13 protein-coding genes are annotated in these 14,676 nt (G+C 40.5%); 5 read left to right on the top strand and 8 right to left on the bottom strand.

What is annotated here, in order from left to right:
- Positions 1-179 precede the first annotated feature (179 nt).
- Positions 180-1,427: an MFS transporter gene (locus FTV29_RS05850; protein ID WP_180075234.1), complete on the top strand. Its 1,248-nt coding sequence runs from the start codon at positions 180-182 to the stop codon at positions 1,425-1,427.
- A 26-nt stretch (positions 1,428-1,453) separates the two neighbouring features.
- Here FTV29_RS05850 and FTV29_RS05845 read toward each other — a convergent pair whose 3' ends face one another.
- Positions 1,454-2,887 (bottom strand): trehalose-6-phosphate synthase, encoded by a 1,434-nt coding sequence (locus FTV29_RS05845; RefSeq protein ID WP_005096146.1) that lies wholly within the window; start codon positions 2,885-2,887, stop codon positions 1,454-1,456.
- Complete coding sequence (gene otsB / locus FTV29_RS05840; RefSeq protein ID WP_100534448.1) at positions 2,844-3,725, bottom strand: trehalose-phosphatase; 882 nt, start codon at positions 3,723-3,725, stop codon at positions 2,844-2,846. Before otsB ends, FTV29_RS05845 begins: the two co-directional genes overlap by 44 nt.
- 1,152 nt (positions 3,726-4,877) lie before the next feature.
- On the opposite strand from otsB, the gene FTV29_RS05835 reads away from it, so the two are divergent.
- From FTV29_RS05835 to FTV29_RS05820, 4 genes are all read left to right on the top strand, one after another.
- Positions 4,878-5,114 carry a hypothetical protein gene (locus FTV29_RS05835; RefSeq protein WP_171294222.1) on the top strand — a complete coding sequence of 79 codons (237 nt, stop codon included), beginning with the start codon at positions 4,878-4,880 and terminating at the stop codon, positions 5,112-5,114.
- 374 nt (positions 5,115-5,488) lie between these two features.
- Complete coding sequence (gene sbmA, locus FTV29_RS05830) at positions 5,489-6,682, top strand: peptide antibiotic transporter SbmA (protein WP_005096155.1); 1,194 nt, start codon at positions 5,489-5,491, stop codon at positions 6,680-6,682.
- 682 nt (positions 6,683-7,364) lie between these two features.
- Positions 7,365-8,321, top strand: coding sequence for a hypothetical protein (locus FTV29_RS05825; protein WP_005172121.1), 957 nt, complete (start codon positions 7,365-7,367; stop codon positions 8,319-8,321).
- 464 nt (positions 8,322-8,785) lie between these two features.
- On the top strand, positions 8,786-9,274 hold the full coding sequence (locus FTV29_RS05820; protein ID WP_159138444.1) for a hypothetical protein: 489 nt from the start codon (positions 8,786-8,788) through the stop codon (positions 9,272-9,274).
- Positions 9,275-9,289: 15 nt separating this feature from the next.
- On the opposite strand, the gene FTV29_RS05815 is transcribed toward FTV29_RS05820, so the two are convergent.
- From FTV29_RS05815 to gatC, 6 genes are all read right to left on the bottom strand, one after another.
- A complete protein-coding gene (locus tag FTV29_RS05815) occupies positions 9,290-9,511 on the bottom strand; it encodes a hypothetical protein (RefSeq protein ID WP_180041197.1) in 222 nt (73 codons plus the stop codon).
- Between the two features lie 237 nt (positions 9,512-9,748).
- Entirely contained in the window at positions 9,749-10,354 is a 606-nt protein-coding gene (locus FTV29_RS05810; RefSeq protein ID WP_100357577.1) for a hypothetical protein, read from the bottom strand.
- A gap of 14 nt (positions 10,355-10,368) precedes the next feature.
- Positions 10,369-11,208, bottom strand: coding sequence for a DUF6236 family protein (locus tag FTV29_RS05805; RefSeq protein ID WP_100357576.1), 840 nt, complete (start codon positions 11,206-11,208; stop codon positions 10,369-10,371).
- Positions 11,209-11,304: 96 nt separating this feature from the next.
- On the bottom strand, positions 11,305-12,798 hold the full coding sequence (gene gatB, locus FTV29_RS05800; RefSeq protein WP_159138442.1) for an Asp-tRNA(Asn)/Glu-tRNA(Gln) amidotransferase subunit GatB: 1,494 nt from the start codon (positions 12,796-12,798) through the stop codon (positions 11,305-11,307).
- A complete protein-coding gene (gene gatA / locus FTV29_RS05795) occupies positions 12,798-14,276 on the bottom strand; it encodes an Asp-tRNA(Asn)/Glu-tRNA(Gln) amidotransferase subunit GatA (protein ID WP_159138441.1) in 1,479 nt (492 codons plus the stop codon). Before gatA ends, gatB begins: the two co-directional genes overlap by 1 nt.
- A gap of 52 nt (positions 14,277-14,328) precedes the next feature.
- The gene (gatC, locus tag FTV29_RS05790) at positions 14,329-14,643 is read right to left on the bottom strand and encodes an Asp-tRNA(Asn)/Glu-tRNA(Gln) amidotransferase subunit GatC (RefSeq protein ID WP_005096170.1); all 315 of its coding nucleotides are present in this window, start codon (positions 14,641-14,643) and stop codon (positions 14,329-14,331) included.
- Positions 14,644-14,676 lie beyond the last annotated feature (33 nt).

Genomic DNA, 14,676 nt, shown 5'->3' with positions numbered 1-14,676 from the left:
ATCAGCCACTTGTAAAAAATCTCGAAATTAGCGCCTAAAAGCTATTCCATTTAAAATTATTCTGTTTATAATTCACGCAAATTAAGCCCCGCCTACTTATACATTTCAGCTATAAGTCAGTGGGGTTTTTCTATGGATGATCGGTAATGGATGCCTGAGCCTTCTTTTTAGGTAATACAATGTTTAATCAAACTCTGCTTTCTCGAATTCAGTCTCCATCACCCCATCTATGGCAGAAAATAGCGACTGCATTGTGCTTCTTTAGCTTGGGTTTTAGTACCGCAGCTTGGGCACCTTTAATTCCCTATGCACAGCAGCGCCTGTTACTCAATCATGCAGACTTTGGTCTGTTATTACTCTGTGCCGGAATTGGATCCATGCTGACGATGCCACTGGCAGGCCGACTCGCCAATACATTAGGTTGCCGTGCGGTTCTAGCTGTGGTGTTAATAGCATTTTTGTTTATTTTGCCTGCTTTGGCGTATAGCCCGAATCATTTGATGATGGCGATCAGCCTGTTTTTCTTTGGGGCCAGTGCTGGTGCTTTGGGGGTGACAGTCAATATTCAGGCCGCACAGGTTGAGAAAAAACTTGCTAAAAGTTTAATGTCGGGTTTCCATGGCGTATGTAGCCTCGGTGGTCTGGCCGGTGTGCTGGGAATGACCACGTTAATGGGATTCGGTCTAGCGCCTTTAACTGGCGCAGTTATTGTCAGTGCGATTTTGCTATTGATTGCAATATTGGCTATTCCTTTTAGCTTGGGGATTGAGCCAAAAACAGTGCTAGAGGAAACCTCCTCATCAGAACAGTCAGCGACAAAAGCAGCACCCACCTGGGCGATTCTAGGCATCGGTTTGATCTGTTTTGTGGCGTTCCTGTCCGAAGGCGCAGCGATGGACTGGAGCGGGATTTATCTTGCCAGCCAGTTCAATTTGCCAGCGGCTCAAACTGGTTTGGCTTATAGCTTCTTTGCGGCCTTGATGGTATTGGGCCGTTTCAGCGGACATCTCATTATTCAACAGTTTGGTGAAAAAAATACCATTCTACTGAGTGCAATTTTGGCTGCAACCGGTTTATTGACTGTGGTCTTTGCACCAGTCTGGCAAGTAGTGTTGCTGGGCTATGCCATTCTCGGTCTGGGCAGTGCTAATATTGTACCGTTAATGTTTTCACGTGCAGGCCGTCAAAAAACCTTGGCTTCACATGTGGCATTATCCTATGTATCGGTATTTGCATACACAGGTTCACTGATCGGACCGGCATTGGTCGGTTTCGGCAGTGAAATTATTGGCTTGAGTCTGGTGTTTAGTGTGATTGCGATAGGTCTATTCAGTATTGTGATCCTGAATCATCTGACTGCAGATCCAAAAGATGCACAAGCAGCCGAAGAGCTTATCTCTCCGCTACAAAATGAAACACCAGCATAATGCTGGTGTTTTTTTCAGGTGTGTATTTAAGCATGCACACTGAACTGGGTAGAAATTCCGCTAGCCACCGGACGATAGATTCGTACACTCTGTGATTTTTTCAAGTCAGTGATAAATTGATCTCGCCAGCGAATAATATCGAAGTTTTTCAAGCCTTGGCTTAAATAACGATAACGTTCTAAACGCTCCGATTTAGACATGCGCAGCGCTTTTTTCAAGGCTTTGGACATACTGTCATGCTCATAAGGATCGACCAGTAAGGCTTCTTTCATTTGTTCAGCAGCACCGGCATATTTAGACAGAATCAAAACACCCGGATCGAGTGGATTCTGCGCCGCAATATATTCTTTCGCCACCAGATTCATACCATCCCGGATCGAATTTACCCAGCAAATATCTGCCTTACGATACAGTTGCATTAAGGCTTCATGACCTAAGGTTTCATAACTGCAATCGAAAGGTTGCCAGTCTGCTGTGCCATGCTGGGTATTGAGTTCCTGCACGGCAGACTGGAATTGCTCATACAGGTTTTTATAGGTTTTGACATCCAGTCGGCATGGGCAGGCAATTTGCAGTTGCTGAAACTGATGTTTAAATTCGGGCTGATCTTCCAGCAAGCTTTGCAAGGATCCGATTTTCTCAAGCAAGCCCTTACTATAATCAATCCGATCGACCGAAATAATGCGTTTATAAGGACGGACTGTCTCGAGATCAAAAGGCAATTTGCTAAGCTGGCTATCAGCCGCCTGATTTTGCAGTTGAACTGGATGCACGCCAATTGGATAGCATTTCACATAAATCCGTCTTGACTGATAATTCAGGATTTCATCATGACGATGCTTGATTTTTAAGGTCTGTTCCAGAAACTGGATACAGTTTTTCTGATCGCGTGGGGTTTGAAATCCGAGTACATCGAAGTGAGCCAGATGATGCGCCAGATCCTGATAGGCTGGTAAAGTCTGCCAGAGTTTCAGTTCAGGAAAAGGAATATGCAGGAAGAAACCAATACGGTTACGCATACCCAGTTTTCGACAGTAATGCGCCACACTTAAAAAATGGTAATCATGAATCCAGATGATGTCATGGGGAGAGGCGACCTGTTTCAGATGCTTGGCAAAGCGTAAATTGACATCCTTATAGGTTTTGAAATCCTGCGGCTGATAATCCACAAGTTGATGCTGATCATGCATCAGCGGCCATAAGGCATTATTGGCAAAACCACAATAAAAACCCTGATATTGGGGCTCAGTCAAAGGACTCGTATGATATTCAACATTCTGATGTTTGAGGATTTGAAACTTCTGCTCTTTGCCATGATCGACTCTGGAACCATTCCAGCCGACCCAAATGCCGCCAATATCCTGCAAAGCATCCTGCAAAGCTACCGCTAATCCACCTGCCTGTGTATTGTCTGGGTTAGGTAGATTCACACGATTTGATAACACAATGAGTTTTGACATGTGATTTCTCCAATAATTGTTGTTGTTGTGCTTTAAATAATGCTAAAAGCTCCGTTAAAAAAGCTTGTACTTGTGTTACGTTTTCGAGCCGATGTTGTGCTACGGTGTTGCCCGTGCCGACTTTAATGGAGCAGCCTTTTAAGCTATTAATCACCTGAAAGCCAGCTTCATCGGTCAGGTCATCACCGATAAAAATAGGGTAATGATCACTTAAATGAGCTTGCTGGTGAATGTGTTGAATGGCTGAACCTTTGTTTGCACCTTTGGGTACCAGCTCAAATACAAACTTCCCGGCCTTCAGTTCAAATGCTTGAAAGTGGGTCAGACAATCCAATGCAAATGTATGCACCAGATCTTCTAAATGTGGATGTTCACGAAAATGCAGTGCGACCGAATAGTCTTTCTTTTCTATTCGAATCTGAGGAAGCTGAGCGCTATGTTCAGTAATATAATTTTTTAATAATTCAAATTGCTCAGAATTTAAATCAATTAAATGACTTAAATGCGATTGATAGTTTAATTCCAGACCATGTGAGCCGGCAATATTCCAGTCAAAGGGATAAATAAGTTTTTGAGCTTGTGCAATAGAACGTCCAGTGATTAATACCAACTCAATATATTGTTGTAGCTCTTTCAAGGTATTTAAGGTTTCATCTTTAATTATATTTTTTGTTGGATCAGGATGGAATTCAGAAATAGTTCCATCAATATCAAGAAATAAAATAAGTTTATGAGAATAAATAACTGGATTGAGTTGAGTTAAAATCACTTGAGCTAATAGAGGAGAAGGCACTATAAGTGAATCTTCTACATCTTGATCAGAGTGTTGAGCGGACATAAACTCTACCTAAGTATTTGAAATAAAATTAATTTAAAATCTAAAACTGCCTGATTAATTTTTAATCTAATAAATTTATAGCATATTTCATTTAACAGACTGGATTTAAGTGTAGAAAAGAAACATTTTTAACAAGTACAGTTACTTTGTAAAATTTGGAAATATTTTTAATGTAAAAGATATTATTCTTAATAAATTTTAAAGATAATGCTCTGACTGTTTTTTATTAATTGATTTTTATTTAGGATTATTTTTTATTTAAGCCATAATATTCAATGTGATTGCTTGAGTTGTTTGAAATTTTAATCGCTATAATTTGGTATTTTTTTTTAAAATTTGATATATTTTAAATGTAGATAATATAAGTTAATTTTATTTAAAATGAATTTTTTGGATGAAAATAATTAACCCTATTCTTGGAGTGAAAAAAATAGAAGACAAGCTGTTGAAATTATTATTTTTTAAATATATAAAAGGTCATGAAGATATGGGGGCTATTAGAATGTTACAGGATAATAATTTATTGCTCTATAATTTTCTTTAGATCGGATATAACAAATTAGACGATGTTTAAGGGTTTTTGAAATTAGTTTTACAGATTTAAATTTTTCTCATTATTAGATTTTTAATTTTATCATTTGGTATAAAAAGTCACTCATATAGACTGATATTTTTTAATTTACTGGTCATAAATAGCTAGAATATTCAAGTTTCAAAATCAAGAAGTTGAGCTTAGGTGAAGTTAAGCTAAAGAAAAAGGTGTGTAAGGAAAGAAGATCCTTTAAGTACTGGAACTTACATAAAAGGGGAAAAACGGGTGAAAATTATTTAGTCCAGGCCAAAAAATAGGTGGATTTTCAACTATAAAGTTATTTTTTGTACGAATCATATCCCGCTTAGACTGCTAAGGACTTCTCAGAAAAGAAGAGAAATGAATTTTAAGAAGGGAATAAAATAACGATAACTTACATTCAAAAGGAAGCTTAGTTGAGGGCCGTATCATATCAATTCAGCAGCTGGCACAGATACAACCCGTCTGTTCAAAATGGAGAAAGTGCTTAGAGCTCTCTCCACAGCTCATTTTCATCTTTTAAAGGAATTGTGAAGTTAAAGTCATCATCATTACTGACCAAAAGACTGGTGGGAGTCTGCATGACCACTTTCAAAACAGTGCCTGCCTCAAAAATAATCGGGGTGCAATTTTCCTTTTCTAAGGTCAATGGTTTAAGTAATTCAATTACCGAACTTTCCATAGTTTTATTCCAAAATAAGATTACTTTTCGAGAGTTAAATCATAGCATGATTTTTGAAAATTTAACTATTTCTGCGAAAAATGAGAACTGGGTCAATGATTTATTTACTTCAGTAGCAGCAAAACCTTTTATCTAAACATCTATAAAACCATTATTGAGTATTTGATTTTATTCTATTTATAGAACCTTAAGAAGCTATATTCGTTTGTAATAAAACAGATAGGCCGTACTGATGTACAGGATTTAAAAATACATAAGGCAAAAACTTGATGATTCATGTGCCTGATTGCCTCTGGAGCTTTAGATAGGCTGATCAAGAATAAAAAGACTCATTAAGAGAAAAATACGTTTTGAAAATCTATAAAAATAAATTTTATAAGGGACTATGCATCGCTATGTTATTTTTTAAACTAAATTGAAAATTAATGCTTTATAACAGTAAAAGTCTAAAATAAGAATAAACTAGGCGTCATTTGGATGACCCAAATATAGAAGGAGAACTCGGTCAGCATGTTCAAGTCATTTTTTCCGCAACCTGTCTGGTTTTTTAGCAGCCTGATTTTGTGGTTTATCCTTAATCTTGTGCTTTGGCATACTGGCGGATCAGGATGGGGAGTCTATTTGGGTTTCCCTGAAGGCTATTCTGAGGAAAGTCTCGCTATCGGTATCAGTCGTTTCTGGTCAGCCAAGTTTCTCTGGTTCTACCTTTGGTTTTTTCTTGCCACTGCCATATTTGCTCTCTTCTGGACGTGGAAAGCACAACATCCATGGCAGCGTTGGTCAGTCTGGGGCTCGGCTTTTATCCTGTTTAATATCTGGTTTGGAGTACAGGTCAATGTCGTTTTAAATGAATGGTATAGCCCGTTTTATGACCAGATCCAGAAAATGCTAGGCAGCGGTGGCGGAGATGTTTCACTTCTCTATCAAGAAGCTTTAACCTTTATCTATATCGCCATGATTTACGTCACTTTGGCCGTATTTAATATGTTTTTCGTCAGCCATTATGTGTTCCGCTGGCGTACCGCGATGAATAACTATTACACGGCACATTGGGAACAATTGCGTCATATTGAAGGCGCATCCCAGCGTATTCAGGAAGATACCATGCGCTTTGCCAAAACCACGGAACAGCTGAGTGTTTCCCTGATTGAAGCATTGATGTTATTGATGGCGTTTCTGCCTATCCTGTACCAGCTTTCAAGTCATGTAAAGGTTCTGCCAATTGTGGGAGAAATACCGCATGCTTTAATGTGGGCTTCTATTGGATGGGCCGTATTGGGTACCGTCATTTTGATGGTGGTCGGGATGAAACTGCCAGGACTGGAGTTTAATAACCAGAAAGTCGAGGCTGCTTACCGTAAAGAACTGGTGTACGGAGAGGATCATGCTGATCGGGCTCATCCGCTGACACTGCAAGAACTGTTTAGCCGGGTACGCTGGAATTATTTCCGTCTGTATTTTCACTATGCCTATTTCAACCTGGTCCGGATCTGGTACTTACAGTTAGACAATATCTATGGATTATTTATCCTGTTTCCGAGTATTGCAGCAGGAACGATCACCCTGGGTTTGATGATGCAAATCCTGAATGTATTTGGAAAAGTACGTGAGTCCTTCCAATATCTGATTTTATCGTGGCCGACCATTATTGAGCTGATGTCGATCTATAAACGTTTAAAAGCATTTGAATCCCATCTGGATTAATTTTTTCTAAGTTACCCATTAGATTGTAAAAGCCAAATGATTTTATCTTTGGCTTTTTATATCTAAATCGACGTTAATATCTAATCGAAAAGCTTGATCTGACCGTTGGTTAGATCAGATCAAATAGGAGCAAAATATCCCAATATAGGGGTATTCAGGTCTGGTTTTCCTGATTAGAATCTTAATGACCAGCGAAGATGGAGTTTAATTTCCAGCGGTTTAACGTATAAAAATAAGAAGTGTACGTTGAGGAAATTATTCTGATGCTGATCTTGTTCAGACAATGCTATAGAGGGTAAAAAGTAATTTTTTACACATGATAATAAAGATCTGTACCATTATCTTGAATAAGCTGCCGAAGAAAGATTGCTATCTTTCTTCGGCTTTTTATGTGGTGTTCTATTTATTTCTGATTCAATCCCGCTGTTATTTATCCTTTAACTACGCGCCAGAAGGATGCTTATCTCAATTTTTATAGGCTGAGGCTTGGCATAATGTATAGGGTTGTGAATGATGTGCCTCCTTTTTATCTTTTAAATTTGATACTTATCAACATCTTGTGTTTGTTGTTTGCTGCTATTTAGGCTATGTTATACGGGAATTTGGGGTTGAGATATTTGCTGTGAAGCTAAACGTAATAATTCTAATAATAGGGGCAATAGGCTTGGCGGGATGTAATAGCGTGAGTCGGCTGAAATCAGGGGTTTTACATCCTTTTGCCAGTCCGGAAGAGCTAATCGCCAAGCGGGCTTTGAATCAACGTGATGGCAGTGCAAAAGATTATATTTATCTTTGGGGGCAAGCACAGAAAAATAACAGCACTCAGGCCATGTATCCGCGTTCGATCCTGACGCAATATTGTCATGAACAAGGCGGTAAATTTTCCCTATTGTATAGAAGTAATTTTAATGCCGTGGCAGATCTTGCCCAACGCAAACGCCTGAGTACAAACCGAGGTGTGGTACAGGGAAGCGGCGCCTATCAGTGTCGTATGGATGGCCTGGCTGAAAGCTGGATCGTCTCGATCGAGCCGGTTTCTGAACGACAGGTCGATAAAACCAGCCAGAACCGTAGCGTTCGATTGCTGACCAAGTTGATGAGTGCGACTGAGGCAAGAAACTTTTACCTTGCTGCAAATAAGAACACTGTCGCTACCCAGAAAAAGACTGCTGCATCGATAAAAACGCCTGTAACGAAGAGCACGAATGAACTTAAAGAATCAGCGCGTAAAGAGCAGGAAAGGAAAGAATTAGAGAGAAAGGAATTAGAAAGAAAAGAGTTAGAGAAAAAACAGATCGCGACGAGGGTAGTCCCCGTGAGAGCTTCAGTGGTAGAAACACCCCAACAGCAGCAGATGAAGCTCTATGTGGCAGCACGCCGTGATATTAATAGTGGCAAGAACCTGAATAATGCCTGCAATAATGCGCAGCGTGCCTACAATTATGGCAAATTGCAGGGGACTGAGGGAACTCGGGTTTATACCGAATCTGGTATGCTGGTTGCTCGCTGTTTGAACGGGATTCCGGCCTATGCCAACCGTTTCCCGAATGCTAAAACTCAGGCCAAGCGTGTGCTACAGAATCTGTCTAATAACTATAATCATAGTGGGGCGAAGAATATGTTGAGACAGATCAAATAAGCACTGAATTAAACGCATTTAATCCAGAATCCGTATGATGATTTTGATTCACCAGAAGATGGGATAAAAAATCAGTTCAATCAGGTCGGATATAGAGGATGAGATCCGACTGCGTTTGCTGGGCAGGTCGCGCGATTCGAACATCCATCTTCGAAAAACAGGATGGATCAATAACAATACGGTCAAGCTAAAGAACACAACCAGTCTCCAAGGAAGGATGCTGTTGAAGGTGTTTGCAGTCATCATGATTATTTTTATTGTTTGAATTTGAATAATAACGCTAAGTTTACTCGATCAATATCACCATCTAATGAATAGCATGATGGGATGAAATTTTTCATCTGAATTAATTTTAAATCCAGTTCAGGTTTTACAGAGTTCTATCAGTATATTTCCTTTTTACATGATACAAAGAAACTATTTTCAGCGCCAAAATGCTGATGTCATATTAAAAGGAAGTGGTGATGAGTTTAAAAAATTCTTCTCGTATTCGTTTATTTTTTCTAGGTGCAACATTGTTGGGAGCAGCACAGGTTACGATGGCTGGCCCAACGGTCGATCAGCTGAGTGACTGTTTGATGAAGTCCACTACAGCCACTGATAAAACCACGGTCTTGCAATGGACATTTGTGGCATTGGGCAATCATCCCGATTTAAAGGCTTTTAGCAATGTAACCGCAACTCAAAAGGAAGTATTAGACAAGAATCTAGGGACGGTGTTGCAGCGCATTTTAGTGGAGCAATGTTCAGCACAGACCAAGGCGGTGATTCAAGCTGAAGGTTTACAGGCTGTGGGCGATAGTTTTCAGGCTTTGGGTAAAACCACAGGTGAGGAAATTTTAAAGAATCCTGAAATCAATAATCAGCTTAAAGGTGTGCTGCGTTATATCGATTTAAATCGTGTGGCACAGACTTTTTTGACACCAGATTTGCTGAATAAGTTGGGGTTGTAAGAGGGTAAGCTGGTTTTATTTGAAAATAGCGATAATGATTTTAATCAGCCAGTAAATAGGATAGAAAATAAATTCAAGCCCATCTGCTAAGCCCAAACCGCGCTGTTTTCTATATGGTACAGGCTGAGCTGCGGATAGTCGTTTACGCCATTTGATCATTATCAGTAAAATGATAATGACCAGAGCAAATAATCCGATGAGGGTTTGAATGATGGTAAGTAATAGTTCAGGTGTCATTTTTGTTTTGCTTGGATATTTCTGATTTTATAGTATAAATAATAAAAATCTTGCTAGTAACCGCTTGCGCTGCATTTTAAAGTAGTGCTTTAAAACTTGCTCAGGAGAGGGAGTCTTTTAATAATCCTCTCCCTCTTGCGCGTTATAACGCTCATCCTTTAAAAAAGGAGAGGGAACTACGTGTATCAATTTGATTACGTGACAAAGTCCCCCTTTTCAAAGGGGGATTTAGGGGGATTAAATCAAATCAGGATAAAACTTTTCAAATTCTTTATTCACCGCTTTACCCCGTAATAAATAGCCTTTTGGCTGGATATAACTATAAATGTCCCGTGCAGACTGTTCATGCCAACCAATGTTAAATGCACAGAGTTTTGGGAAAAATTGTAGATGGCTATAGTTCAAATTGTTATGAATCCAATAAGCAAGTTGTTGCCAATTACTTTGGTCTTTTTCATACAATTCTAAGAATGATGGAATAACGATACACGCCGTCGCACCATAGCCTTTTACATCGGGATAGTCCCAAATATGACTGGCAAAGTTTTTCTCATTAGTTGCGCAGTTATGTCCTTTTTCATTGCCGAGTTGATTCACGCTTGGTGAGCGATAAGCTGAACGAATGGCAATACGTCCAAACTTTTGTTGTAGTGGCTCGAGCAGTTGTTGGCAGAGTTCTGTTCCTGTACGAATGGCGATGTCAGGATGATCTGGGAAGTTGGGTACACCGTACCAATTGGCGATTTCGCTATAAAGGAAATCACGCATGAAAAAGGATTTAGACAGCTGAATGCGTCCTAAGTCTTCGAGTTTGGCGATTGAGGTTACTTTTTTGATGGCCATAAAAATTACCCAACTCAAATAATATTATTTTGCTTAGCTCTAACTAAGTAATCGAGTTTTAAATTGCCTTCAGCAGATTTTAAAGTCCATTCTTTTGAAAATTTAAACTTGAGCATTGATCTTAATGTATTAGCAATAGTTAAAACAGGAAATGTAGTTGAAGCAATATCAATAATCCCAGTTTTTATCATTTCAGCTAATACACTTTCATTAAATTCTAAACTTACTGAATGATCGACTCGAGAGGTAAAGCGAAAACGTTCAGTGAGAGTTCTGTCTAAGTTATGAATTGCTACTTTTAGATCATAAAATTCTTTTTTCCTTCTTAAGTCTTTATCTTCGCTATTTAATATTTTTTCATATATCTCATCTAAAGAATTATGTAATGCTATCAATTCAGCATTTCTTTGTGTTTTGAAATCTAATAAATCGTGAATAGCTATATCTTTTCGCGGAACAGGTAATAATTTTCTTAGCTCAACTTTTAAAACATCTTTATTACTATATTGAATTGGATCATTGTCTTTGGAGTCGAGCATATTTACGAGAGTCCAATCATTTTCAGGATCTTGAAGTTTTATATTAGCCACATATGTATGAGATTTTTGAAGTATATTTGCCATTTCGCCTGAGTTAAATGGGGACTTAACAAGCTCTAAAATCCCTGCTTCAACATAATCCTGTTCGAAAGGAAGTCCTAATTTTATAGCTCGTTGTTCAGGTATCGCTATTTTGTCCCAATACAAAGAAAAGTATTGTAATTCTTGAGTGTTATATGACCTTTCAATAAAGACACTATTTTTTTCTACATCACATTTCATTAAGGCTGGAGGAATAATAATACCTCTTTGCATTATTTTAGTTCTCGAAAAAATTATTACCTTAATTATAAGTGATAAATAAAAAGAAAACCCGCTCTAAAGCGGGTTTTCTTTTAAAGAAAGATCAGATCAACCAATCAATTTCTTCATCAACTCATTCACTTGCGCAGGGTTGGCTTTACCCTTAGACGCTTTCATCACTTGACCAACCAGACCGTTGAAAGCTTTTTCTTTACCAGATTTGTACTCTTCAACCATCTTCTCGTTGGCGGCAAGCACTTCCTTAATAATTGCTTCAATCGCGCCTGTATCAGTTTCCTGTTTCAAGCCTTTTTCAGCAATAATCTCGTCCGCAGTTTTGCCTTCTTCCCACATAAAGCCGAACACTTGTTTCGCGATCTTACCGCTAATGGTGTTATCGACAATACGTGCGATCATGCCGCCCAGTTTCTCCGCAGAAACAGGAGAATCTTGAAGATCTAGGCCTGCTTTGTTGAGCGCCCCTGAGAATTCGCCCATCACCCAGTTTGCAGCAATCTTACCTTGTGCAGCGCCGCCAGCAGCTTTCACGACTTCTTCATAAAACTCTGACATTTCACGAGTAAGCGTTAGAACGTGAGCATCGTACTCAGTCACGCCAAAGTCCGCCACAAAACGCGCACGACGTGCCGCAGGCAGCTCAGGCATGGTGGCTTTGATTGCTTCGATTTGTTCATCCGCAATCACCACAGGCAACAAGTCAGGGTCAGGGAAGTAACGGTAATCGTTGGCTTCTTCTTTTGAACGCATTGAACGCGTTTCCATCTTCACAGGATCGAATAAACGCGTTTCCTGATCAATGGTGCCGTCCCATTCCAGAATTTCCATTTGACGTTCAATTTCAACATTGATCGCCTGTTCAATGAAACGGAATGAGTTGAGGTTTTTCAATTCGCAACGCGTACCGAAGGGTTGACCCGGACGACGTAAAGACACGTTACAGTCACAACGGAACGAACCTTCCGCCATGTTGCCGTCAGAAATGCCTAACCAGCGCACCAGCGTATGAATCGCTTTAATATAAGCAACCGCTTCTTCAACCGAACGCATATCTGGTTCAGAAACGATTTCAAGCAGTGGCGTACCGGCACGGTTCAAGTCGATACCGGACATGCCTTCAAACTGGTCATGAATCGATTTACCCGCATCTTCCTCAAGGTGCGCACGGGTTACGCCAATCCGTTTAACCGTGCCATCTTCAAGCTGGATGTCGATATGACCCAAGCCCACAATCGGATTGTCCATCTGGCTAATCTGGTAGCCTTTTGGCGAATCCGGGTAGAAATAGTTTTTACGCGCAAATACGGAGGCCTGATCAATATAGGCATCGATACCCAAACCAAAGCGAATCGCAAGATCCACCACTTCTTTATTCAATACCGGCAATACGCCCGGCATGGCCAAATCAACCAGGCTGGCTTGGGTGTTTGGATCATTACCGAAAACAGTCGATGAACCTGAGAAAATTTTGGTATTGGTGGCAAGCTGAGTGTGAATCTCGATACCAATAACGACTTCCCAACCCTCAATCAGGTTAGATTTTGGTTTAGCCGCTTTTGTAGAATTGTTTTGAGCTTGAGCCATTATGCATTCTCCTCAGCAATTGCCGCGCGTTGTGTATGCCAATCAGTTGCTTGCTGATACTGGTGTACCACAGACAATAATTGCGATTCTGACCAGTAATTCCCAATCAACTGTAAGCCAACTGGCAAGTTGTTCTGGTCAAAACCAACAGGCGCGTTAATCGCAGGAAGACCTGCCAGGTTCACTGCAAGTGTATAAATATCGCCCAGGTACATTTCAACCGGAGTCAAATCCGCACCAATTTTATAGGCAGTCGTTGGCGCAGATGGCGCAGCAATCACATCGACAGATTCAAAGGCTTTAAGGAAATCTTGCTGGATCAGGCGACGTACTTTTTGTGCTTTCACATAATATGCATCGTAGTAACCCGCGGATAACGCATATGTGCCAATCAGGATACGACGTTGCACTTCTGCACCAAAACCTTCTGAACGTGAACGTTTGTACAAGTCCATCAAGTCCACTGGATTTTCACAGCGGTAGCCATAACGCACACCGTCAAAGCGTTGTAAGTTAGAGGATGCTTCAGCAGGTGCGATCAGGTAGTAAGTCGGAACGTAGCTTTCGGTCATGTTGAGGTCGATCTCAACCAGCGTAGCGCCCAGGTCTTCTAACTTTTTCAATGATTCTTCGACACGTGCTTTAACATCTTCAGCTAGGCCGGCAACATTAAAGTACTGTTTTGGAATACCAATGCGTAAACCTTTGACGGATGTATCATTCAGGTTCGCCACATAGTTATCTACGGTTTGATTCATCGATGTTGAATCTTTGGCATCATGACCGGCCATCACGTTCATCAGGTAGGCACAGTCTTCCGCCGAGCGTGCCATCGGGCCGCCTTGGTCTAAAGATGATGCATAGGCAATCATACCGAAGCGCGACACACGGCCATAGGTCGGTTTAAGTCCTGTCAGGCCACAGAATGACGCAGGTTGACGAATAGAGCCACCGGTGTCAGTACCGGTAGCAAAGGGTGCCAGATCCGCTGCAACAGCTGCTGCTGAACCACCTGAAGAACCGCCAGGGACATGGTCTAAATTCCAAGGGTTAGCCGTTGCGCCGTAATATGAGTTTTCAGAGGTCGAACCCATGGCGAATTCGTCCATGTTCAATTTACCCAAAGTCACCAGGCCCGAAGCTTTGCCTTTCGCGACAACGGTGGCGTCATAAGGAGAGATAAAATTGTCCAGTATTTTAGAACCGGCAGTGGTTTTGATGCCTTGAGTACAGAAAATGTCTTTATGCGCGATTGGTACGCCTGTTAACACATTTGCACCACCTGCCTTACGCAGTGTGTCAGCCGCATCAGCTTCTGCCAATGCCAATTCAGGCGTAACGGTTACATATGATTTTACTTGAGCATCAATTTTTGCAATACGCTTTAAGTAATGTTCAGTCAATTCGCGAGATGAAAACTGGGCATTTGCCAGACCTTCACTGAGTTCACGAATGGATAAGCGATGTAAATCTGTCATGAGAAATAATTCTTTACGTTTAATTTAATAAAAAGAATGAACTGGGTAGTAATTACTCAATCACGCGCGGTACGAGGTATAGACCATCCTGAACAGCAGGTGCAACTGCTTGGTATTGCTCGCGATGATTGCTTTCTGAGACCACATCTTCACGTAGTGGCTGAGGATGGTCGAAAGGGCTCTTCAGCGGTTCAATTCCGTCGGTATTGATGCCTTTCAATGTGTCCATCATGCCTAAAATCTTATTTAAACTTTGAGCATATTCAGCAGATTGCGTATCATTGAGAGATAACCTTGCAAGGTGGGCAATGGCTGAAACTGTTTCTGCACTTAAATCTGCAGAATGCTGTGCATCCGATGTAGACATAATATTACCTAATCAGTATTAAAAAAATTCAAA

The organism is Acinetobacter sp. YH12254, assembly GCF_013417415.1.
Lineage (GTDB): Bacteria > Pseudomonadota > Gammaproteobacteria > Pseudomonadales > Moraxellaceae > Acinetobacter > Acinetobacter pseudolwoffii.
Note: the sequence above shows the minus strand (reverse complement) of the source record. Positions and strands in the feature narration are given on the sequence as shown.